The 22,040-nt window shown below is 37.2% G+C and carries 21 protein-coding genes; all 21 read right to left on the bottom strand.

The annotated features are described in order from the left end of the window. Positions 1 to 275: T7SS effector LXG polymorphic toxin (locus BLP50_RS12170; RefSeq protein WP_143001149.1), on the bottom strand; the 275-nt coding region annotated here is incomplete at its 3' end. 74 nt (positions 276 to 349) lie between these two features. Further along, on the bottom strand, positions 350 to 1,114 hold the full coding sequence (locus BLP50_RS12175; RefSeq protein WP_090155143.1) for an ABC transporter permease: 765 nt from the start codon (positions 1,112 to 1,114) through the stop codon (positions 350 to 352). A gap of 11 nt (positions 1,115 to 1,125) precedes the next feature. Beyond that, the gene (locus tag BLP50_RS12180) at positions 1,126 to 2,196 is read right to left on the bottom strand and encodes a sulfate/molybdate ABC transporter ATP-binding protein (protein WP_090155145.1); all 1,071 of its coding nucleotides are present in this window, start codon (positions 2,194 to 2,196) and stop codon (positions 1,126 to 1,128) included. Between the two features lie 41 nt (positions 2,197 to 2,237). Continuing rightward, positions 2,238 to 3,284, bottom strand: a complete 1,047-nt coding sequence (locus BLP50_RS12185; protein WP_090155147.1) for an ABC transporter substrate-binding protein — start codon at positions 3,282 to 3,284, stop codon at positions 2,238 to 2,240. Between the two features lie 12 nt (positions 3,285 to 3,296). Next, positions 3,297 to 4,568, bottom strand: a complete 1,272-nt coding sequence (locus tag BLP50_RS12190; protein ID WP_090155149.1) for a radical SAM protein — start codon at positions 4,566 to 4,568, stop codon at positions 3,297 to 3,299. Between the two features lie 361 nt (positions 4,569 to 4,929). Beyond that, a complete protein-coding gene (locus BLP50_RS12195) occupies positions 4,930 to 5,790 on the bottom strand; it encodes an acyl-CoA dehydratase activase (RefSeq protein ID WP_090155151.1) in 861 nt (286 codons plus the stop codon). Further along, positions 5,787 to 7,034 (bottom strand): 2-hydroxyacyl-CoA dehydratase family protein, encoded by a 1,248-nt coding sequence (locus BLP50_RS12200; protein WP_090155153.1) that lies wholly within the window; start codon positions 7,032 to 7,034, stop codon positions 5,787 to 5,789. The genes BLP50_RS12195 and BLP50_RS12200 overlap by 4 nt, the downstream gene beginning before the upstream one ends. Beyond that, a complete protein-coding gene (locus BLP50_RS12205) occupies positions 6,988 to 9,075 on the bottom strand; it encodes a 2-hydroxyacyl-CoA dehydratase (RefSeq protein WP_090155155.1) in 2,088 nt (695 codons plus the stop codon). The genes BLP50_RS12200 and BLP50_RS12205 overlap by 47 nt, the downstream gene beginning before the upstream one ends. 2 nt (positions 9,076 to 9,077) lie before the next feature. Then, positions 9,078 to 10,442 carry an MATE family efflux transporter gene (locus tag BLP50_RS12210; RefSeq protein WP_090155157.1) on the bottom strand — a complete coding sequence of 455 codons (1,365 nt, stop codon included), beginning with the start codon at positions 10,440 to 10,442 and terminating at the stop codon, positions 9,078 to 9,080. A 13-nt stretch (positions 10,443 to 10,455) separates the two neighbouring features. Beyond that, positions 10,456 to 11,715, bottom strand: a complete 1,260-nt coding sequence (locus BLP50_RS12215; protein ID WP_207645743.1) for a radical SAM protein — start codon at positions 11,713 to 11,715, stop codon at positions 10,456 to 10,458. Between the two features lie 14 nt (positions 11,716 to 11,729). Next, a complete protein-coding gene (locus BLP50_RS12220; protein ID WP_090155159.1) occupies positions 11,730 to 12,500 on the bottom strand; it encodes an ABC transporter ATP-binding protein in 771 nt (256 codons plus the stop codon). A gap of 12 nt (positions 12,501 to 12,512) precedes the next feature. Continuing rightward, positions 12,513 to 13,292 carry an ABC transporter permease gene (locus tag BLP50_RS12225; protein WP_090155161.1) on the bottom strand — a complete coding sequence of 260 codons (780 nt, stop codon included), beginning with the start codon at positions 13,290 to 13,292 and terminating at the stop codon, positions 12,513 to 12,515. 9 nt (positions 13,293 to 13,301) lie between these two features. Continuing rightward, on the bottom strand, positions 13,302 to 14,297 hold the full coding sequence (locus BLP50_RS12230; RefSeq protein ID WP_090155163.1) for an ABC transporter substrate-binding protein: 996 nt from the start codon (positions 14,295 to 14,297) through the stop codon (positions 13,302 to 13,304). A gap of 161 nt (positions 14,298 to 14,458) precedes the next feature. Then, complete coding sequence (locus tag BLP50_RS12235) at positions 14,459 to 15,160, bottom strand: 5'-methylthioadenosine/S-adenosylhomocysteine nucleosidase (protein WP_090155165.1); 702 nt, start codon at positions 15,158 to 15,160, stop codon at positions 14,459 to 14,461. A 7-nt stretch (positions 15,161 to 15,167) separates the two neighbouring features. After that, positions 15,168 to 15,599, bottom strand: coding sequence for a pyridoxamine 5'-phosphate oxidase family protein (locus BLP50_RS12240; RefSeq protein WP_090155167.1), 432 nt, complete (start codon positions 15,597 to 15,599; stop codon positions 15,168 to 15,170). Next, positions 15,532 to 16,971, bottom strand: coding sequence for a nitrogenase component 1 (locus tag BLP50_RS12245; RefSeq protein ID WP_090155169.1), 1,440 nt, complete (start codon positions 16,969 to 16,971; stop codon positions 15,532 to 15,534). The genes BLP50_RS12240 and BLP50_RS12245 overlap by 68 nt, the downstream gene beginning before the upstream one ends. A 1-nt stretch (position 16,972) precedes the next feature. After that, positions 16,973 to 18,367, bottom strand: coding sequence for a nitrogenase component 1 (locus tag BLP50_RS12250; protein ID WP_090155171.1), 1,395 nt, complete (start codon positions 18,365 to 18,367; stop codon positions 16,973 to 16,975). An 18-nt stretch (positions 18,368 to 18,385) separates the two neighbouring features. Then, the gene (locus BLP50_RS12255) at positions 18,386 to 19,261 is read right to left on the bottom strand and encodes a nucleotide-binding protein (protein WP_090155173.1); all 876 of its coding nucleotides are present in this window, start codon (positions 19,259 to 19,261) and stop codon (positions 18,386 to 18,388) included. Between the two features lie 14 nt (positions 19,262 to 19,275). Beyond that, positions 19,276 to 20,064, bottom strand: a complete 789-nt coding sequence (locus BLP50_RS12260; protein WP_090155175.1) for an ABC transporter ATP-binding protein — start codon at positions 20,062 to 20,064, stop codon at positions 19,276 to 19,278. A gap of 13 nt (positions 20,065 to 20,077) precedes the next feature. Further along, the gene (locus BLP50_RS12265) at positions 20,078 to 20,857 is read right to left on the bottom strand and encodes an ABC transporter permease (protein ID WP_242869269.1); all 780 of its coding nucleotides are present in this window, start codon (positions 20,855 to 20,857) and stop codon (positions 20,078 to 20,080) included. Continuing rightward, positions 20,850 to 22,034, bottom strand: a complete 1,185-nt coding sequence (locus BLP50_RS12270; RefSeq protein WP_090155177.1) for a radical SAM protein — start codon at positions 22,032 to 22,034, stop codon at positions 20,850 to 20,852. Before BLP50_RS12270 ends, BLP50_RS12265 begins: the two co-directional genes overlap by 8 nt. Positions 22,035 to 22,040: the final 6 nt, after the last annotated feature.

The following is a 22,040-nucleotide window of genomic DNA, read 5'->3' on the forward strand; positions in this document are numbered from 1 at the left end:
GGATCTACATTTGCATGAAAACTATCCTGCATGTGAGTATATAGAGATAGTCGATTCTTATGAGCCTCTACCATTAAATCAAGTAGCTCTACCTCCTTATCGGACATATAGGATTTGGAAGCTTCGGCACTCTCCCCGCGAAACTTATCATTATTTATGAATTTCATAATCTGATTGTAATAATCACTAGCCTCATCAATGTATTTTTGAGTCTTTTTAGTCATGTCATCAATCAGATTCTCAATCTTTTCGGCGTCATAAATCAAATTTTTCATAGCATTCTCCCAATATCATATGAATATAGTTAAGATATTAACACATATTTATTGGGTTGTCTATAAATACTTTGCTATCTCACTCCAAATCTGTATAGAAATTTTTTCCCTAAAAATCTAAGAAGCTTATCTGCCAATAAGCCAATTAAGCCAAGAGTAAAAATACCAGCAAAAATCCAATCAGTTCTATAGAAAAGTCGAGAAGTATAAATCAAATATCCCAAGCCTTCTGATGCTGCAAGCATTTCAGCTGCCACAATACAGATAATGGCACTACTTAATCCAAGTCGCACCCCTGTAAAAATATTTGGAATAGCAGATGGAAAAACAACTGTAAAAAATGTTCTTCTTTTGCTAGCCCCCATAGATTCAGCGGCTTCAATCAATGAATGATCAACACTTCTAACTCCTGCAATTGTATTTACCATAACCGGGAAAATCACTGCATAAAAAATAAGGGCCACCTTAGATTTCTCCTCTACGCCAAACCATAGCAAGAATAATGTAATGAAGCCAATGGCCGGCACAAATCTAAAGAAATTTAAAAAGGGCTCAAATACATAACTTGCCCATTTAAAATTACCAACAACTAGGCCAACTGGAATTGCAAATAAAAGTCCCGCTGTCCAGCCCTTTAACACACGACTCATACTTACCAAAATATCAGTCCATAATTTACCACTTGTAACAAGGGTCTTCGCTCCATCAAGTGTAATGATAGGATTTGGTAAAAAATCTGGTGTATAAAACAATGAACCAATTGACCAAATTGCAAGTAATAATATCCAGGTAATTAATCCACTTTTTAATACTTTATTAATTGTCTTATTTATTTCCATAGCAGTCACCTCTAAATATAGTACATTTCTGGATTATCTTTAAGAATCTCATTGATTAACGTATATGCGTTATCATCATCAAAGGCATATAATCTCGTAACCTTAAAAAGAATATCATCACCCTTCTTTGCTTGGAAATCATCAATCTGATGAGCCGCCTTTAATTCAATACCTTCATATTCAATAGTAAGTTCCATACTATTGCCTCTAAATTCAGTATGTACTATCTTTCCTGGCATATATGCAGATGATTGTTCCTTGTTGCCACTGCTATGAATGACATTTACAAATTCAGGTCTAATGGCAGCTTTTGGAGCACCCTCCTGTCTCGTAAAGCCCTTTAGCTTCTCATACTCATAATCTTCAAGAATCACAGAATCACCAATAAACTGTGCCACAAAGGCTGTCTTTGGATTTCTATAAATATCAACAGGAGTGCCAATCTGCTCAACCTTTCCCTCATTAGTAATTATCAATTCATCAGCAACCTCTACAGCCTCATCCTGATCATGGGTGACAAAAATACTTGTAATTCCAAGTTTTTCTATCATTTCCTTTAGCCACCTACGAAGGTCCTTTCTTACCTTTGCATCAATAGCTGCAAATGGTTCATCCAAAAGGAGCACCTGAGGTTCTGTGGCTAGGGCTCTGGCAAAGGCAACTCTTTGCCTTTGCCCTCCTGACAACTGATCCGGAAATCTTTTACCAAGCCCTTTAAGTCCAACTAATTCCAATAACTCCTCTACTTTGCTGTCTATTTCATCCTTAGTCTTTTTTCTAATTTTCATTCCATATGCGATATTGTCATAGACATTTAAATAAGGGAAAAGTGCATAACTTTGAAATACAAATCCAATTCCTCGGTCTTGAACTGGAATTCCGTTTACAAGTTTTCCATCTATATAAATATCTCCAGAATCCTGATGTTCAAGACCTGCCAGCATCCTTAAGATTGTTGTTTTGCCGCTTCCACTAGGTCCTAGAAGCGCTACAAGCTTACCCTTTTCAATCTCTATATTTACATTATTTGATGCTTTGAAATTTCCAAAAGTCTTATTTATATTTTCTAATTTTATGTACATATGCCAGTCCTACCTTTTACACCAAATCCCTTATCTTTCTCCTATTTTTCTGTTGCTTCCCAGCTAACTCTATCAGGGAAAGCTTCTGCCAAAGCATCTGTGTTAATGTATTCTTCAATCTTGTAGTTTGTATCAAATCTGCCGTTCTCATAGCACCAATTCTTTATCTTTACCATGTCATCATATGCTTCTTGCTCAAATGAATAGTAATGACGTCTTGAATTCCACTCTGCCTTGAATATTTCCTTATCAAGACCTGTGTCTGCTTCAACCCAATCAGCAAACTCATCAAGATTTTCATCTATGTATTTAAATCCTTCTTCACTGGCCTGTAGATATTTTGCAACCTCATGCTGATGTGCCTGCAAATATGATTCATCTGCAACAAGGAATGTGTACATGTAAATTCCTAAATCATCAATACCAATAACAGGCTTCCAGCCTTTCTCCTCAAACTTTCCATAGTTTGCAGAGCCAGTCCAATATGCATCGCCACCATTATTTGCTGCAAGTGCAAGAGCTTCCTGAACACTGCCAACATTTGTAATGGTTACATCCTTTGGATCAATACCATACTGATTGAACAATTCACCATAATAATATTCGAATACTACACCTGCTTGAGATACACCAATATGACCAACCAAATCCTCAGGCTTTTTCACAGTATCAGGATTAGCGTATAGCTTGTAATTTGATGATTTATCAATCATCGCAAATGCACGCAACTTACTATCTGCTAGTGTATTTCCAATTCTATTAACACCTGCGTATGTTGCAAATAAACCTATATCAACTGTATCAGTTGTAATTGCATCAATTGTATTAATTCCTGCAGAGAACTCTGTGGTCTCTAATGTGATTCCCTTATCTTTTAAGAAATCTGTATGATTATCCAAAATCTTAAGTAAGAAATTGTTATCTAATGAATTAACGCCTATACGGATTGTAAATTCATCTGGATTGTCAGAACCAACCCCATCATTTGTTTTTGCTGAAACACTACTAGCATTACTACCGCAGCCTGTTGCTGATATTGACAAAGAAAATGCTAATAACAGGCTTAAAATCAATTTATATATTTTCATCTATATTTCCTCCTATGCTGTCTTCTCTACAGTTGCAGAACCCTCGCTTTTGCTTGCAACTGAATCTTCACCTACAAAATGAACTCTATCTGCCTCATGTCTTGGAATATCAAGGTGATCCCCATCAAGATCATAGAAGTAATCAAAGATTGAATTTTCTACATTTGCTGAGTGATATAAGTCCTTATGTGTTAAACCATTTTGTCTAAGTAAACTATATGTTTTCTGATACAAATTAAAATACCATTCTGGTGATGGAGCTCTATGGCCTTCCAGCTCAGAACCAGGATTTGGTGTCCAATGAAGTGGTATAGCCACGACGCCAAGCTCTGTAAGGTACTGAATACCTTCTAACAGAGTGGACTTAGGCTCGATACCAGCTACAAAGAATGAGCGAACATTACCTTTTCCAAATACCTCAACCTCTTTTTTAAGAGCGTTAATCCAATTTTCTCTTCCACCGCAAATCTTTTCTTTTCCAGGGCAGATTGTCTTAAAGAAATTTGCATCCCAAATCTCAAGGTTTGTTGATATAGCTCTATATCCTGCCTCCTTATATTTTTCGATAACAGACAAATCACTTGGTGCACCAACGCAAGCTGTTCCACCAAAATCTGTAAGGCCAGTAAAATCCTGAATTGCCTCAGCTACATCGATATAGTACTCTACCTCGCGACGCTCAGGAACAAATCCGCCTGTAATAGTGATTGATTCATATCCCTCTTCTCTTGCTTTAGCATAAGTTTCAGCTATCTGATATGGTGTCTTCCAAGAAATTCCTTGAATATCAGCGAAGCGGCTCTTTGTGGCATTTATATTACAGAACTTACAATCAAGACCTTTGTCCTTAAGAGCACATTCATTGCTATATGCAACTGTAACTTTTGTCTTACCTACTTCATTTGCAATAGTCTTCATATTGACACCATCAGATGTCTTAAAATTATAAAATGCAGGCTTCTCAACAAATGTTATTTCACTAATCTGATTGCCCTTTTCTGTAAGAAAATACTTTCCATTCTCATGCTCTATAGAAAATGGAGCATCATGTTTGTATGAGAATCTGATTCTGTAATTGCTATCAAGTCTTAAGGCTGTAGGAAGCTTTGATTTCAAATAAGTCTCATGATTCATATCAAAACATGTCTGCATCTGCTCCTGAACCTTATTTTCAAAATCAATTGTGGATATTACCTCTGGACTAATATATACGCCCTCATTAGTTATCCTGTTATCAAGTTCCAACTGCTGATATAACTCTTCTCTTGTAATTGCTCGTGACATTTTTTCCTCCTTATACATACATGTTTAATTTTGTCATTCAAAAAATTATTTACATAAAAAACTAGAGGCCTAAGGCCAGGATTTCTCCAAAGCCTTAAACCTCTAGTTGACTAGTCAGTATAATAATTCTCTGTGGCTTATTACCTATTCTTTTCTAAAATATACCCGCAACAACAAAGGGACTGACAACACTCCATTACTACAACTGTATTCTTTTTTATCATCATAGTTGTCTTCATGATAAATCCCCTTTCTCTGATTGCTGTTGTTTATTTTTGATTGATTGAATTATATTTTAGGACATATTGCAAGTCAATAGCTCTAGTTAATGAATATAATAATAGCCAGTTATAAATAAAAACTATATTACATATTGTAGCTTGGCATTCTCCTGAAATGCAGAGATTGCTGCTCCAAATGCACCTGCAAAAGTTGAATCCAGCTTTGTTTTTGTAATAGAACTTCCGATTTCTGTTTCAAGAGCTCTTACCATACCTTGGTTGTGGCTAACGCCTCCAGTAAATACTATGTCATTGTCAAATCCAACGCGACGAAGTAGTCCCTTTACTCTTCTTGCAGTAGCAAGATGAATACCTGCTGCAATATCCTCCTTTGATACCCCCTTTGCCTTTAAAGAGATAACCTCAGATTCTGCGAAAACAACACACTGGCTGCTTATCTCTGCTGGGCTTTCTGAGCGCAGGGCACACTCTCCTAGCTCATCTAAATCAAGGCTTAAAAGCTGTGCCACCTTTTCCAAAAATCGCCCTGTGCCTGCTGCACATTTGTCATTCATAATAAACTCTGTCACATTTCCATTGTCAGGGTCCACCTGAATAGCCTTTGAATCCTGACCACCAATATCAATAATTGTTCTAGTACCCCTATTCATATAATGTGCACCAAGAGCATGACAGGTTATTTCTGTAACACCCTTAAATGGAATATTTCCAAAATTAAGAGCCACTCTACCATAGCCTGTACCAACAATGAAATCCACATCCTTAGCAGAAATACCAGCCTCATTAACCAGTGTCTCCAACAGTTCATGAGCAGTCTCATCACTTGATACACCGCTAGCTTTAAGGACTGTGTACAGATATCCATTATTAATAAGTACTCCCTTAGCACCACGGGAACCAATATCTATTCCTGCTGCAGAGGCAACAGATAACTCTGCAGCAAAATCCTCATCTATAATGTCCGTTAATTTATATTTCATGCGGTTTTACTCTCCTTACGCTGTTTTGCCAACATCTCAACAAAGGCTCTGACTCTTGTAGTAACCTGTCCTGTGACAGTGCCTACATCAAAGGAGCCAATTAGAGAAAGTCCCGGAATGTTATGCTCCTTGAAATATTTTCTCTTAAGCTCAATATCTATTGTTGCAAAAGAGCATCCTAAATAAGCATAAAAAATTACACCTGTTGCGTTGTATTTTTCCATATCCTTTATTATGTAGCGGCTGGCATTTTCCGATGTGCCGCTAATAAGGTCACCGAGCTCAAATTCTACAAGAGCATCTATTGGATCAATTTCTGTATTAAACTCATGGACTGTGTTGTTTGGAATATTCCATGAAAGCACAGCTCCACCAGCTTCATCTATCGCCTCAAAAATATTAAACTCCTGACCACGTGCACCTGACCAGCAAAGAATTGCCTTTTCGTCATGGTACTCTCCTGGCTTTAAGTCACTAAGCTCTTCAATAAGCCTATCAAGTGTAGCCTCATACTCAAGTGGCTTGCCAAAATAATGAGCATTGCCCATTAAAAGAAGCATCATAGGAAGAGAGCCTATATATGTTGGATGATAAGCTCTTAGGTTAAATATTGTCCTTATTTTCCTCTGAATCTTATTGTAAAAAATAAGCTCTGAGCGAAGCTTTTCTGGGTCATATCTACCTGGCGCTGCCCATTCAATAGCCTTTATGTACTCATCTCTATAGTGCTTTTTAATATTATCGATTCTATCCTGGCTTGCTTTTTTAGGACCGAATCCCACATCCATAACATGGACATCATATCCATAGTCCTCTATAAGCTGAAATGCCACATTATATGGCTCACATGCCTTGCTTGAATAAAACAGTCGATTGGCAATTGTACCTCTTTGTAAGTAGAATTCTCCCAAATCTGACTTAACCATGGCACAAGTCTCATTTGGAACCTGGAAAAAATCCTCAGCGAGCACAACAGCATCTGCAGAACACAGTCTTCCAATCTCTGTAAATGAAGCAGGTATAATTCCAAGGCTGTAAAATAAGGAACTGTCTGTACCCATTCCGGAAGTCCATATTACTTCATTACCCTCCTGAAATGCTCTCTTACAATAATCTATATAATCAATACATAGATTTAATATATTCTGTGTAGCCTTAGAATGCTTATGGACTACGTCACGAGAATAAATTACATGATCAAGCTGGGTTTTGTTCTCTATGTTGGATTTGCTTTGCTCCGCCATCTCTTATACCTCCTAACATCTCTAAAAATGCCTCTGCTCTAATCTTTATCTGGCCCTCATCCCCCTTAGAATAATCACTTGTAACAACAAGTACAGGCACATTAATAGCCTGAAGGGCTTCTGTATATTTCTTAATAAACATACTGTAGGTTGGGCAGAACTTAAGATAATAAAATACTGCTCCATCCACCTTGTATTTCTTAGCTAGCTCTACAGAAGCTTCGATTACATTATCAAGTGGCTTCATTCTGGCACAAGGAGCCTGACCTCTATATCCTCTGGCAATATCCTTTTTCCAGTCTCCAGTATTTGGAATATCTCGGGTAAATGGTCTAAGTCCCGCACAGTTATCCTCTGCCACAATATCAGCTTCTAGATTCTCTATAATGGATGTTAATTTGTTATCTCCATCGGCAAGAATTCCACCTGCTAAAAGAATACGTGGCCTATGACTTTTTCCTTTGTCATATGCGTTTTCAAGCTGGTCTAAAATCTTTTGTAATTCATTTATCAAAACATCTACCGGCAAATAGAAAAAGCTGTGTGCGATAGTCTGAAATTGGCTACCAGTCAAAAGAGGAGTCCCTTTAATTCTGTACTCAGAGATTTCTCTAAGTAATCTTCTAGCCTCATTGTAGAGAGCTATATTTTTGCTTATAGTGGCATCCTCTATCTTTTCTCCTGTAAGCTCCTCTAAGTCCTTCTTGAAAGCCTCAATCTCTGTTATATAGTACTCTTCCTGGCTTTCATCTTTTAAAAGGCGAGGCATGTTGTAAATTGTAGCTGGCACGTAATTACTATTTACCGCCTCAATTGTTTTTCTCATACAGTCGCAGGTAAAAAACGTATATACGTGATCAAGAGCAGCAGCAATTGGCTTTTCAGTAATAAAGCTTCCCAAAACACTTTTTGTTAAATCACAAAAAACACTCTGAGTTAAAGACTCGCCAGCCATAATCTCATCCTGATTACCTGCATGCATAATTCTATAGTGGGCAACATTAGCTGATGCTAAAATTTCAATTGGCACGTAAGCACAGGTATAGGCTACAGTCTTTTTCTTTCCTGTATCCTTTTTTACTATGAGCTCCTTCTGATACTCTACTGCGTTTTCAATTGAAGAAATATTAAGCTTAAATGAGTTACCTTCCGCATTTTTATCAAAATCACTTTCTAAAGCATACTCATCAGCATATACAGCAGCACCTATAGCTCCCGCATATACGGTATCAATACTACTTTGTGATATTTCAAATCCAAGGAGTTCCTCAAAGGCTCTTTTTATACCTACATTTTTCGAAACACCACCTGTAAAAAGTACATTTTTTTCTATGCCAACCCTACTTAAGAGAGAATGAACTCGTCTTGCCACTGATTTATGGATTCCATAAGCGATATCACTAACCTCTCTGCCTTTTGCCCTCTCAGATACCACCTCTGATTCCGCAAATACGATACACTGGGCACTGACATCCATTGCATCATCTGACTTTAAAGACTCTGGACCAATATTATTAATATCAAGTCCTAGTACATTGGCAATTCTCTCAAGAAAACGTCCTGTGCCGGCGGCGCACTTGTCATTCATTGCAAAATCCAATACTTTTCCTGTCTGAGAATCTATTTTAATAGCCTTAGAATCCTGTCCGCCTATATCGATTACAGTTTTAATGTCATTTCCTAAATAATATGCTCCCATACCATGACAGGCGATTTCTGTCACTATACGATTTGGTATGTCATCATATTTAAGAGCGATTCTTCCATATCCTGTACTGACAATATACTTAATATCAGATCTATTTATCCCGCTTTTATCTATTAATGTTTGAATAAGTTCATCAGCAGTTTCCTGCATAAAAAAACCTGTAGGTACAAGTGCAGTATATAACTGATTATCATGAAGCAAAGCGGCCTTTGATTGCCTTGAACCAATATCAATTCCTAAAACTGTGTTATTTGACAATCTATCCACTTTTTTCTTTTCGAATATATCTATGAGCTTTCCTTGCCCGCTCCAATCATTTCGAGTCGAACTCATTTTTAGCTCCTTTCATCTATTATCTTGCTTTCAATAATTGGGTTTCTGGCATTTTGAGATAATTTGGCATATCTCAAATAGCCAGTTGCCAGCCCAACCGCCCAGCCTACTGGCCAAGCATAAGGTATATATCTTAATCCAAGGAAATAAGCCAAGGCGTATCCGCATGAAACTCTAGCAAAAAGATTTAAGGTAAAGCTTCCCATAAAGCCTTTTACATCAGAGGCGCCTCTAATAACTCCGTTATACACCTGAAGTATTCCCTGAATTATCTGAAATACACATGTGATTCGTATATATCTAAGCCCGAATCCTATAGCCTCCACATTGCTATCATTTGATATAAAGAAAGTTATAATCTGTCTTCCAAATCCAAAGACCAGTACCAGGATGAAAATTGAAAAACAGATATCTAAAACAATAGCTGCCAGTATTCCTTCCTTTACTCTATTTTTCTCGTTTGCTCCTATATTTTGAGCAGTAAATGTAGTTACGGCGTTTCCTATATCCATTACTGGCAAAGATACTAGACCAAACAACTTTGTGGCAGCTGTGTATCCTGCCATAATATTTACTCCGTAACTATTTATAAGTGATTGCATTAGTGTTACTCCAATGGCAATAACACTTCTTTGCAAAACAGCAGGAATGCTTTCATTAATTATCTTCTCCTGCTCATTAAAATCATATTTATAGACCTGGTTTCCCTTGATTTGTCTTAGAAGCTTAAAAAGCATCACAACACCAAATAAAAAACACAAGGTCTCAGCAATAACTGTAGCTATAGCGGCCCCTTTAATTCCAAGTCCACGATATTTAATCAGGTAAACATCTAAAAAAATATTTATTAATGTTGAGAGAATTAACGAACAAAATGTAGTCTTTGAATCTCCAAGAGCCTGAGAAATAGCTATGATGATGTTAAATAAAAAGAGAAATATCAAACCACAAAAATAAATACGTAAATACGTATTTGCATCTTTAATAAGTTCTATTGGTGTATTAGTTACAAGCAGTATCCATTTTGAAAATATAATTCCTAAAATTGCAAATGCTACGCCAATGACTGTGGCTATGAGAATTCCCGTTTTTATTCCATTTCTTACTTGCTGTATATTCTTTTTGCCAAAGGATGTTGCTATAACTACGTTAGTACCCATATTCAGTCCAACAGCTATATTAATCAGTAGTACAACCGAATTACTAGCTGCACCTACAGCTGCCATAGCATTCACTCCGGCATAACGTCCAAGTATATAAATATCAGCCAAATTATATAGCTGCTGGAGCATATTTCCAGCAGCTATATACAAGGAAAATTTAAATAATACTTTATACGTATCTCCCTTTGTCATATCAGATATCATAGTTTTTCCTCTATTAAACAGCTAAAGCCTCATCGATAAACTCTTCTGCTGTTATTATGCGATTTGTACCTGTTACAATCTCACTTGTAGGAATTCCCTCATATAATCTAAATAAGTCATGAGCAACAGAATCACTGCCCGCTGTAGCATCTGCAAACTGCTGCCATGTAAGTCCATTATTTCTATAAAGAGCAACTGCCTTCTCGAAAACATCCCAGTGCCACTCAGCATTAGGTGTTCTATGACCCTCAAGTGCAGAACCACAGTTAGGATTCCACTGGCTTGGAAGAGCAACAATTCCATGCTCAACAAGATACTGTAATCCTTCTAATGTATCCTGCTTTGGCTCAATACCAGATACCATAGTAGAACGAACATTGAATTTACCAAATACGTCTACCTCATATAAAAGTGCTTTAATCCAGTTTTCTCTACCACCGCAGTACTCTGTCTTACCTGGGCAAATTACATCAAACATCTTAGGATTCCATATTTCGATGTTGCTGGCAATTGTCCTAAATCCTGCCTGTTTATAGTTTTCAAAAACAGAAAAATCCTTTGTTGCACCTACGCAGGCTGTTCCATTAAAGTCCTCTAATCCAGTAGCTTCCTGAATTGCCTCTGCCACATCGATGTAGTACTCTACCTCACGACGCTCTGGAATAAATCCACCGCTGACAGTCATCTTATTGAAGCCTTCTTTGTAGCCTTCGGCAATAGTCTCGGCAATCTGCTTTGGTGTCTTCCATGAAACATGATCACGGTCACCATAGAGTGCCTTTGTAGCATTGATATTGCAGAAAAGGCAATCAAGCCCCTTATCCTTAAGGAAGCATTCATTGCTATATGAAACAAACATGTGACCATAACCATAGTCAACAGCAACAGTCTTCATAAGTGTGCCATCAGATGTCTTCTTGTCGTAATACTTAGCTCTCTTAGCAAAGCTTAGATTATCTAGAACAATAGCTCCCTGATATTCAATAAAGAATCTTCCATCTTCATACTTAAGTGTATATGGGCTGCTCTTGTCCCATACCACCCGTATTTGATATCCGCCCTTTGGTGTGATTACACAAACTGGGAAGTTATATGCCACATGTGCATGTCTATCACCAGAGAACAGTACATTTACCTGTTCCTTATACTTTGTTCCTAGCTCAAGGTCTTTAAAAATATCAGGCGGAAAATTAATTCCATAAACCTGCAATTCATTTTTCAACTGAATCTCTGCAAGTAGCTCTTTATCCAGCTCTATATTTTTCTCTGCCATTACTATCCTCCGTCTTAAATTACATACTCTGCTAACTCTTCTGTCTCCTCAAAGAATTCTGCAAATACCTGTCTTCTGATATATGCAAAATCAGTACCTGTTCTATTTCTCTTTCGAGGAAGTTCAACTGGAATTACCTTCTTTACAACACCTGGCTTGCTAGACATAACAACAACCCTATTTCCCATATAAACTGCCTCATCAATATCGTGAGTTACTATGATTAGTGTTGTTTTCTTTTTCTCCCAGATTTTTAGAACTTCATTTTGCAAGTTAATTTTAGTAAACGCATCAAGTGCACCAAATGGTTCATCCAAAAGAAGAGCCTTAGGTTCATTAATAAGGGAGCGAGCAATATTAACTCGCTGTTGCATACCACCTGATAATTGATGAGGTAGAGCTTTTTCAAATCCTGTAAGGCCTACCAAATCAATGTAATACTTAACCCTTTCCTTTTTCTCTTCCTTGCTAAGTTTATCTGTGATTCCAAACTCTATATTTTTTTCTACTGTGCTCCATGGAAAAAGTCTTGGCTCCTGAAAGACAACTCCGATATCTTTCTTTGAAGAACCATCTACCTGTTTACCGTCGATTACTACCTCCCCGTCTGTAGCTGTATCCAGGCCTGAGATAATTCTAAGCAAGGTACTTTTTCCACAACCGCTTCCCCCTACAATAGTTATTATTTCACCATCAGCGATTTTTAAATCTACATTTTTAAGTACTTCAATACTGGAATTCTTTATAGGAAACACTTTTTTTACATTTCTTATTTCAATACTCATAATGTCCTCCTATTACTTTGAGCTTGGTACCCAATAAATTGCTTTCTTTTGCAAATTGATTACCAAAAGTTCAATTATAAGTCCGTAAATTCCCATGGAGAAAACTCCAATAAATAATGTGGCTGGCTGAGCCATTTCTCGACCATATGAAATCAAATAACCAATACCAGATGAAGCTGCAATCATCTCTGCTGCCACTACGCAAGTCCAGGAGCTACTTACTCCAAGTCTAAGTCCAGTAAAAATATATGGTGCAGCAGAAGGGAAAATGATTTTAAAAAGCACCTGTCTTCTTGATTTATCAAATATTGTTCCAACTTCAAGCAGCTTAGGATCTGTTGTAGAAAGTCCAGCTATGGTATTTATAAGTATTGGCCAGAAGCTGCCAAGCACGATAACCGCAACCTTTGATGTCTCACCAATTCCAAGTGACAAAATAAAAAGTGGAATAAGTGCAATAGCTGGAATCGGTCTAAGCATACCTATAAGAGCAACCGTTGATTTCTTTGCCGCTGCAAATAAGCCAATAATTATTCCAAGAGATATACCTAGAAAACTTCCAATGAAAAAGCCCTTTATTACACGGCCAAAACTTGAAAGAACATGGGTTAAATATTTTCCATTAAGTATCATTTCCTTCCAAGCCCCAAAAAGCTTTTGAGGCGTTGGAAAAATTGAATTGCTTAGAAAATTAGTATTGGTGCCTATAGCCCAAAATACCACTAGAATTATGGGAATCCAGATTGCAAGTAAAAATGAACTTAATATGTCTTTTATTCTTGAATCTTTCATTTTTCACTCCTAACGCAAGCCTGCTAACTCTAGATATTCATAATTAATATAATCATTTACATCAAAATCATTTTCGATTAAGCCATACTTATATGATTGCTCTTCACCAGCTACAATTGCCTTTACATCTGATTCAGTTAAATCAAGATGTACTTCTGTTGTTTCGAAATATTTAAGTGTAGTTTCTTTATCTACTCCATCTGCATCATATACAATCTGTGCTGCCTCTTCCTGATTTTCATTTGCCCATTCAATGGCCTTGTTCCATGCTCTAAGAAGCTTTGCAATCTGCTCAGGATTTTCCTTAGCATAATCTGTTCTAAGAACCTCTAAGGTTACATAGTCTTTGTAGCCCTCAGCATCTGTAACTACATGGACTCCATTTTCCTCTGTAGCAACACTTGTAAAGTGTGGCTCGTAAACTACAGCTGCATCAATGTCTCCTGCAATAATACTTGTCTCAGCATCTACAACACCTAAATTTACAATCTCAACGTCGCTGTCTGTAAGTCCTGCAGACTCAAGATAAATATAAAGTAAAGGCTGTGCATTTGAACCAACTGGTACTGCAACCTTTTTACCCTTTAAATCCTCAAGTGACTCAATGCCAGAATCATCACGAGCTATAAGTCCATGTCTCTGATTTGATGAACCTACTGCTGAGAATATCTCAATTCCAACCCCATTTGAAATAGCTGAAAATGCTGGCTGATCTCCTAAAAGTCCAACATCCAAATCTCCTGATGTAAGAGCCTCTACAATTGGAGGTCCATAACTAAATACACTTACCTCAACATCAAGGCCTTCCTCTTCAAAGAATCCTTTTTCAAGAGCAATTGTTGTTACCACGTCTCCCGGTTGACGTCCAATTTTTAGTACATTATCTGAGGCATCAATTCCAGCCACCTGGTTAATCTCTGCTTCCTTCTGTGAAGTATTATCGCCGCATGCAACAAGCGAAAATGAAAGTGCTGTTGCTAGTAATAAACTTGTTATCTTTCTCATCTTGTTCTCCTTTTATCTTTATTTATTCATTTAATAAGGGGACAACACCGGCTTATACCTCCGCATGACAATTTCAAATAAGTTTTCATATATTTCTCCCTATGTAAGAAAAAACAACTAGATGCCTTGTTGAAGGCCTCTAGTTGTCTAGTCAGTCGTTTTTATTTATTCGTTTCCAAATAATCTATTATTAACTTTGCAGGTATCTTAAATACCACTTCTCTCAGTTTCTTTTCAGCTTCATTTACCTTATCTTTTTTACTGAGTAATCCTATTGTTTTCTTGTTTGCCATATCAGAAAAACTTCTGATGCCAACAAAATCGATTTTCTTTGCTGTTGCTACCTGGGCTACAGCCGCAGTTTCCATATCAAAGGCAATTGGATTAAACTCCCTTTTTATTGCCCTTCTTTTTTTTCTTTCGTATAAAACAAAATCTCCTGTGGCAATTCTGCCAGCCCTGTAGCTAATATTATTAGCCTTTGCCACCTCTAATATTCCATCAAGAATATGCTCTGGTGTAGAATCAATTACAGGACTGTTTTCTGGCAAAAGTGTCTTCATATCAACTTGAACATAATCTGTTCCAATTGCCACAGACCCCCTTTTTAAATCATCAGCCAATCCACCTGCCACTCCTACATTTACAATTAAATCAGGATTGGTATCCCTAATGGCATCGGCTGTCTGAAAGGCAGCATTTACTTTGCCTACTCCAAGGACCTTTACATAAAGGTGGATATCTTTAATCATATTTACGAAGTCTCCATCCTTCTGCTTAATCCAGTCGTTTTTATCTTTTAAATATTCCTCGATGTACTCTGTCTCCTGGGGCAAAGCACTGACTACCAATACATTTTTCATATCTTACCTACGCCAACTCACTTGCTGGAAATACAACCTGTTTATCTTCCTTTGAGAAATCAAGAACCTTTACAGACTCGCTTTCAACTCTATAGATAATATTTGCCTCTGGAGTGTATCTAAGCTGAGGTCTTCTTATTTTAATAAGGTCAACAGCCTTTTTTGTTTCCTCCTCATCAAGCTTTCTTGCCTTTCCGTATAAGGTTACATTCTTAAGCTCCTGCTGGCCCTCGTGCTGGAAAAGAAGAGCTACATTATTGTTGTTAGCAATTTCTCTAGTCTTATCAGTATCCTTGCCTGTAGAAAAAAGAATATCTTTTCCATCAATTGTATAACCACCTATGTGGCGAATCTGAGGGTTACCTGCCTCATCAACCGTTGCTAATACCAAGCTCTTGTTTTCGTATATATAATCCTTTATTGCTTTTGACTCTGCCATAACCGTCTCCTTTCTCGTACCAGATTTCTTTGTTAAGATTCTTTAAAGACTTTTGGATTTCAAGCTTTCTCTCATATTCAAAATCTCTTACAACTGTAAAGTATTCTTCAATAATAGATACTAAGCCTCTAACACCTGCATTGGACTTACCAATAATAAGCTTGTTGAAAATTGGATATGATGCTTCCACTAGTGGAATATTAAGCTTGTTTGCAATTTCTTTTTCAAGAGAGCTTCCAAAGATAACTTCTGGTCTGCTGCCTCTAATGATGTCATTTATCTCTTTTTGATCAACTGACTTATATACATTGTTTGAAAAGCTCTTTAAAATCTCTTCATTGTCAGTCTCATGCTCTTCGTCTTTTTTAAGGGCATCTGTAAGAATAGTTCCTACAATTTCTACCCCTACCTGGTTCTTAAGGAACCGGCCTATTCTAATTGCCTGCTCTTCATCTCCTACGATGATAGCCTTTTTAGAAAGACCATTTTCTATAATTTCATCTCTTACTCTATATAAGAGATTCTTCTCATAGGATTCTTCCTTTTCTATAAAGGACTGAATCTTATCCTCTTCCAAAGATAACTTGCCAATAAGAGCTTTGGCTAAATCCTTAATATCTTCTACACCTACTGGTAAAGAAGGTCTTAAAAGTACTGGAATGTCATACTTTTCATTTAAAACTTTTGCTGGAAGCTCACCCCATCTTGAAAATACAATTGAAATAGCTGCATTTTTAGCATTACCTAAATCAGCTGCATCTCCATTTGCTCCAAAAATCAAATTAGCTTCAAGTCCAAAACCTTCAAGAATTCTCTGAATCTCATCAAGATTTCCTTGCCAGTATGGATCCTTGCCTGGAATGATTCCAAAAACATTTACAAGCTTAGGATTTTTAACAGCATCTGTATGCTTTACCTGATCAATCGACTTAAAAATGTCCGCAAGTACATGCTCGTATCCAAAATGTGTACCGCCATTAAATCCAGCTACAAGAGTGTCTACAACAGGCTCACCCTGCTCAACAATTTCTCTAGTCATAGCATCTACATCATCACCTACCATAGCAGACTCACAGCTATTTAAAATAACATACAAATCACCGCTAACAACCTTGATAGTATTTTTGATTTGTTCTCTAAGTCTAGATGCTCCTCCAAAAATAACATGTCGCTCCTGAGCTGCTGTTCCTGGGATAGAATATCCTGAAAACTTTGAGTTACCACCTGATGCATTTGAATTTGCCAAATAATTAATTACACCACAACCTGCATTAGCGTGAACAACCGGAACTACTCCTTTTATTTCCTGGACTGTCTGTAAAGCACCATGGAGTGCACAGCCATTTCTTGGATTTTTTATAACACTTGACATACTAGCTTACCTCCTGCTTTACATACCAGTTACCGGATTTTTTCTTCCATGTTGCCTTATATCTGCTTTCATTTAAGGCTGCAACTTCAGAAAATCTAAGGGCTTTTAAAATGGTATCATGTAATACCTGAACACCCTTAAAGCCAAATGTGGCTATATTTTTTGTAGCTACTACTGCTACTCCTTCATCAGCAGCAAATGAGCTGCCTTCGAATTCACTAATATATATATCTGTCTCAGTCTTAGTAAGTGCATTGGCCTTTTCAAAATATTGACCATTACCGATTACAACTGTTGTACCCTTTGATAGGAAATCAAGCTTTGAAAGCTGCTTTTTATTTTCCAAATCAATAAATGGTGAACCAATACCTACCACTGTTCCACCAAGATACTTGAAGAATCTTGTTAAGGCTGGAATTTTGCTAAATGAAGCATCCACGAAAATGTTCTTTCCATCTAAAGCATCCTTAGAAAGACTTTTTGTAAGCTCTGCCTCAACTTCGTCTACATATTCAATGGCCTTATCCTCTATTCCTAAAAATGCTGCAAGCTTTAATAAGAAGTTTTTTGTACCTCTAAAACCTATAGGTGCTTCGCTTACAATGTATGGAACATCAAATACTTCCTCTAACTCCTTAGCCAGATACTCTCCTTCCTCTGGATTAAGTACCACCGTAGCCTTAGCTCTTGATGCAGCCTTAATATCATCAATTGAAGAAAAGCTTGGAATGATATGATAGTCAATTTTCAATTCCTTAAGACTTTCTACTACTGCACCTAAATCCTCAACACTCTCTGAAAAAGATACTACGTTAATGAAGTCTTCCTTTTCCTCTGGTGCCTTATCTACAAGGTATTTAAGTAAGCTATGAGTTACAATATCGTATCCTGTAACTGGAGTTTTGGACTTAAATCCATCTGTATAGATGCTAATGATTGGTACTCCAACCTCATCCTCAAGCTCTAAAATTACAGAATTAATATCATCATTATTAATAGCTACAACAGGAGTTCCAATAATGAAGATAGCTTTTGGGTGCTTCTCTTCATTAGCTCTAAGAACAGCTTCTCTAAGCTTGTCATCTCCGCCTAGGATAGTATCTCTTTCCACTAAGCTAGTACTGTACCAGCCAAAGCCTTCATCTGCATGAGAAAGGCCAAGATTTCCACATCCAACAGAGCCATTTACTATAATTGCAGCATCCTCAATCTTTGATAAAACATTAAAGGCATATATGGTTTCATCTACATGAATTTGAGAAAGAGTTCTAACTCTTTGCTTAATCTCTGTGCCAGATGTCTCATCAATAAGACCTTCTAACGTTCCATGAAAATGACTGAGGGCACTGAGTCTCTTTTCCCTTGTAAGGGCTTTTCTTTCATCTAAAAAACTCATACTATTTCCTCTTTCCTGTTAGATTGCCTCTGCAACTCCAACAACACCATTTTCAATATCGTATATACGGTCTCCCCAGCTTCTTGCCCAATCTCTTAGCTCTGATGAGCCGAGTGGATTAGGTACAACAAGATTCTCATTCTCTGCAATATATTTTGCTAAGTTTCTATAAATATCTGCCTGAGCGCTGTTTGGCTTTGCCTCAATAACTGTCTTACCGTAAAGTTCTGACTGCTGTACATCGATTGAACGATTTACATAACCTGCAATGCTTGTGCCAGTCTTTGCAACAAAGTCCTCAACGATTTCTCTGTGATATCCAGGCTTCATGCTGTTTGCAATAACGCCACCAAGCTTTGCTCCACCTGTTGGCGCATATTTGTTAATGGCTTTGAAAAGATTGTTAGCTGCATATAAAGCCATAAAATCAGATGAAGATACAACATAAGCTCTATCTGTAATTCCATCACGGATAGGAACAGCAAAACCACCGCAAACAACGTCGCCAAGTACATCATAAAGTACGTAGTCAGGCTTGAACTCTTCAAAAAGATTAAGCTCCTGAAGAAGGTTAACAGCTGCGTTAATACCACGACCTGCACATCCAACACCTGGTACTGGACCGCCTGACTCAATACAAAGCACTCCACCGAATCCCTTTACTGAAATATCATCAAGGTGGATTTTATTACCTTCTCTAAGGCTATCAAGAACTGTTGGAAGGTAGTTATTTCCACGAAGAGTATTTGTTGAATCACTCTTTGGATCACATCCAATTTGGATTACTCTATAACCAGCCTCTGCAAGTGCAGCACTGATATTTGATGTTGTTGTTGATTTTCCAATTCCGCCTTTTCCATATATAGCTATATGCTTGCCAATTTTCTCTGCCATGTCTTATTTCCTTTCTAAATAACGTAATCCTCAACTATTTCCTTATCCTCAAAGAAATAATCAAAAATTTTCTTTTTCTTCTTTACAAAATAGAACTCGTTTCTACTTCTAGGTCTAGGTAAATCTACCTCTACTATTTCTTTTATCTTTCCAGGTCTCTCTGAGAGAACAATTACTTTATCTGCCAAATACACTGCTTCTTCAATATCATGAGTTACCATTATCATGGTAGTTCCTTCTTTTTCCTTGATTGAAAGCAACTCATCCTGAAGCTGAATCTTTGTAAATGCATCAAGTGCTCCAAATGGCTCATCCAAAAGCAAAACAGGTGGATTATCTACTAAAGCTCTTGCGATATTAGCTCTCTGTGCCATACCTCCTGACAATTCCTTTGGATAAGAATTGGCAAAATCAGAAAGATGAACCAGCTCTAGAACTTCTTTTACCCTCTTTAGCTTTTCTTCCTTTGTGCCACTATCAAGGGCAAACAAAACATTTTGCTCAACTGTCATCCATGGAAATAATCTTGCTTCCTGGAATACTAAGCCTCTTGATTTAGAAGGTCCTGTAATTTCATTGTCCTTGACTAAAAGCTTACCTTCATGCTCTAGATCAAGACCTGCTATAGTTCTAAGGAGTGTGCTTTTACCGCATCCACTACCACCTACAATACAGATGAACTCTCCTTTTTTTACAGAAAAGCTTATATCATCTAAAACCTGAAGCTTATTTGAATTTTCAAGTTCAAATGATTTGTTGAGATTTTCAATATCTATTATTACTTCATTAGTATTTAAAGCCATGTTTACACCTCATCTATGACACATTCCATGCCAAAGCTTTACTTTCAATCCACTTTAGGAGCACATCCATAAGTTTTCCAACTACACCGATGGCCAACATTCCAACAATTACTGTATCCATCTGACCATAGTTTCTAGCATTTGATATCATGTATCCAATTCCACTTGTTGATGCAACAAGCTCAGCTGCAACTACACAGCTCCAACAACTTCCAAGTGATACTCTAAGTCCTGTAAATATACTAGGAAGAGCTGCAGGAATTATTACCTGTGTTACAACCTTCCACTTTGGAGTTTCAAGTACTTTTGCTACCTCAAGTATCTTGCTATCTGTGTAATATATTCCCTCACTAACATTTATTAGGTTTGTGAAGAAGCCTCCTAAGAATATTAAAAAGACCTTTGAGCCTTCACCAATTCCCATCCACAAAATTACAAGTGGAATCCATGCAATAGGAGGAATAGGTCTAAGAACTTGGATGATTATTTCTGTTAGTTTCTGCATATTTTTTGAAAGACCAACCAAAATTCCAAGTCCTATTCCAAAAAAGGCTGCTAAGAAATATCCCTGTAATACTCTTACGATACTTACCAATAATTCAGAAAAAAGAGTTCCATTTAAAACCTTTGTTGTCAGTGTGTTCCACACCATTGCTGGTGTAGGAAGCACAACTGTATTAACTTCTCCTTTTCCTGTAATGTAGAACCAGAAAAAAGCTATAACAACTATTGGTAAAAACCCTTCAAAAGTAGAGCCTAAAAATGTTTCATTCCATGTTTTTCTCTTACTCAACTAACTCAATCCCTTCATCTAATCTAAGCAAATCATGAATAACTGTATCTGGTTCCGCTGTAGCATTTCTAAGTGTCCAGAAATCTAATCCATTTCTCTGATAAATTGCCTTTGTCTTCTCGAATACATCCCAGTGCCAATCTGGATCTGGAGTTCTGTGACCTTCAAGGGCTGAGCCAACGTTTACATACCACTGACTAGGCAGAGCGCAAATTCCTTTTGAAACCAAAGTATCAATACCTTCGATTAATGACTCCTTTGGCTCGATTCCAGATACAAGTGTAGAACGGACATGGAATTTTCCAAACACCTCAAGCTCTCTATCAAGTGTTGCAATCCAGTTCTTTCTACCACCGCACATCTGTGACTTGCCTGGGCAAATTACCTCAAACATCTTCTCATCCCAGATTTCGATATTAGTAGCAATTGAACTAAATCCCGCCTCTTTGTATTTTTCAATAACAGATAAATCTTCAGGAGCACCTACGCAAGCAGTACCATTGAAATCCTCAACTCCAAGCTTGTCCTGAATAGTCTCCGCAATATCAGCATAGTAATCAACTTCACGTCTTTCTGGTACAAAACCACCACTGACAGTTAAATGATTGTATCCATTGCCATAGCATTCCTGAACTGTCTCTGCAATTTCATTAACATTCTTCCAGTTGATATTCTGATCTTCACCATACAAATCCTTTGTTGCATTGATGTTACAGAACAAGCAATCCTGGCCTTTTTCCTTTAAGCAACACTCATTTGAATATACGATAAAAATATTTCCATAACCGTAATCCTGAGCGATAGTTCTCATATCTGCGCCATCAGATGTCTTCTTTGAATAATAATCTGCTCTCTTTGCAAATCTAATGTTCTCAACTACTCTCTTGCCATCTTTTACAATATTGAATACTCCGTCTTCCTTAACAAGTACGAAATGGCTTCCTAAGTTCCATCTAATATGCACTCTGAAGTTTCCAACAGGTAGATAAAATAATGCAGGAAATTCAATCTTTTTATGTGCATGTCTATCACATGTAAATAATGCATTTACTCTTTCAGCAACATCATTTCCTACACCGGAATCATCAAAAATGTGTGGATCAAAATTAAGTCCTTCTACTTGAATTTCATTCTTTAACCGGATAGATTCTAATAACTGTTCATATGTGTAACTCATCTAAAT

Origin of the sequence: Pseudobutyrivibrio sp. AR14 (genome assembly GCF_900101325.1) — a bacterium.
Lineage (GTDB): Bacteria > Bacillota > Clostridia > Lachnospirales > Lachnospiraceae > Pseudobutyrivibrio.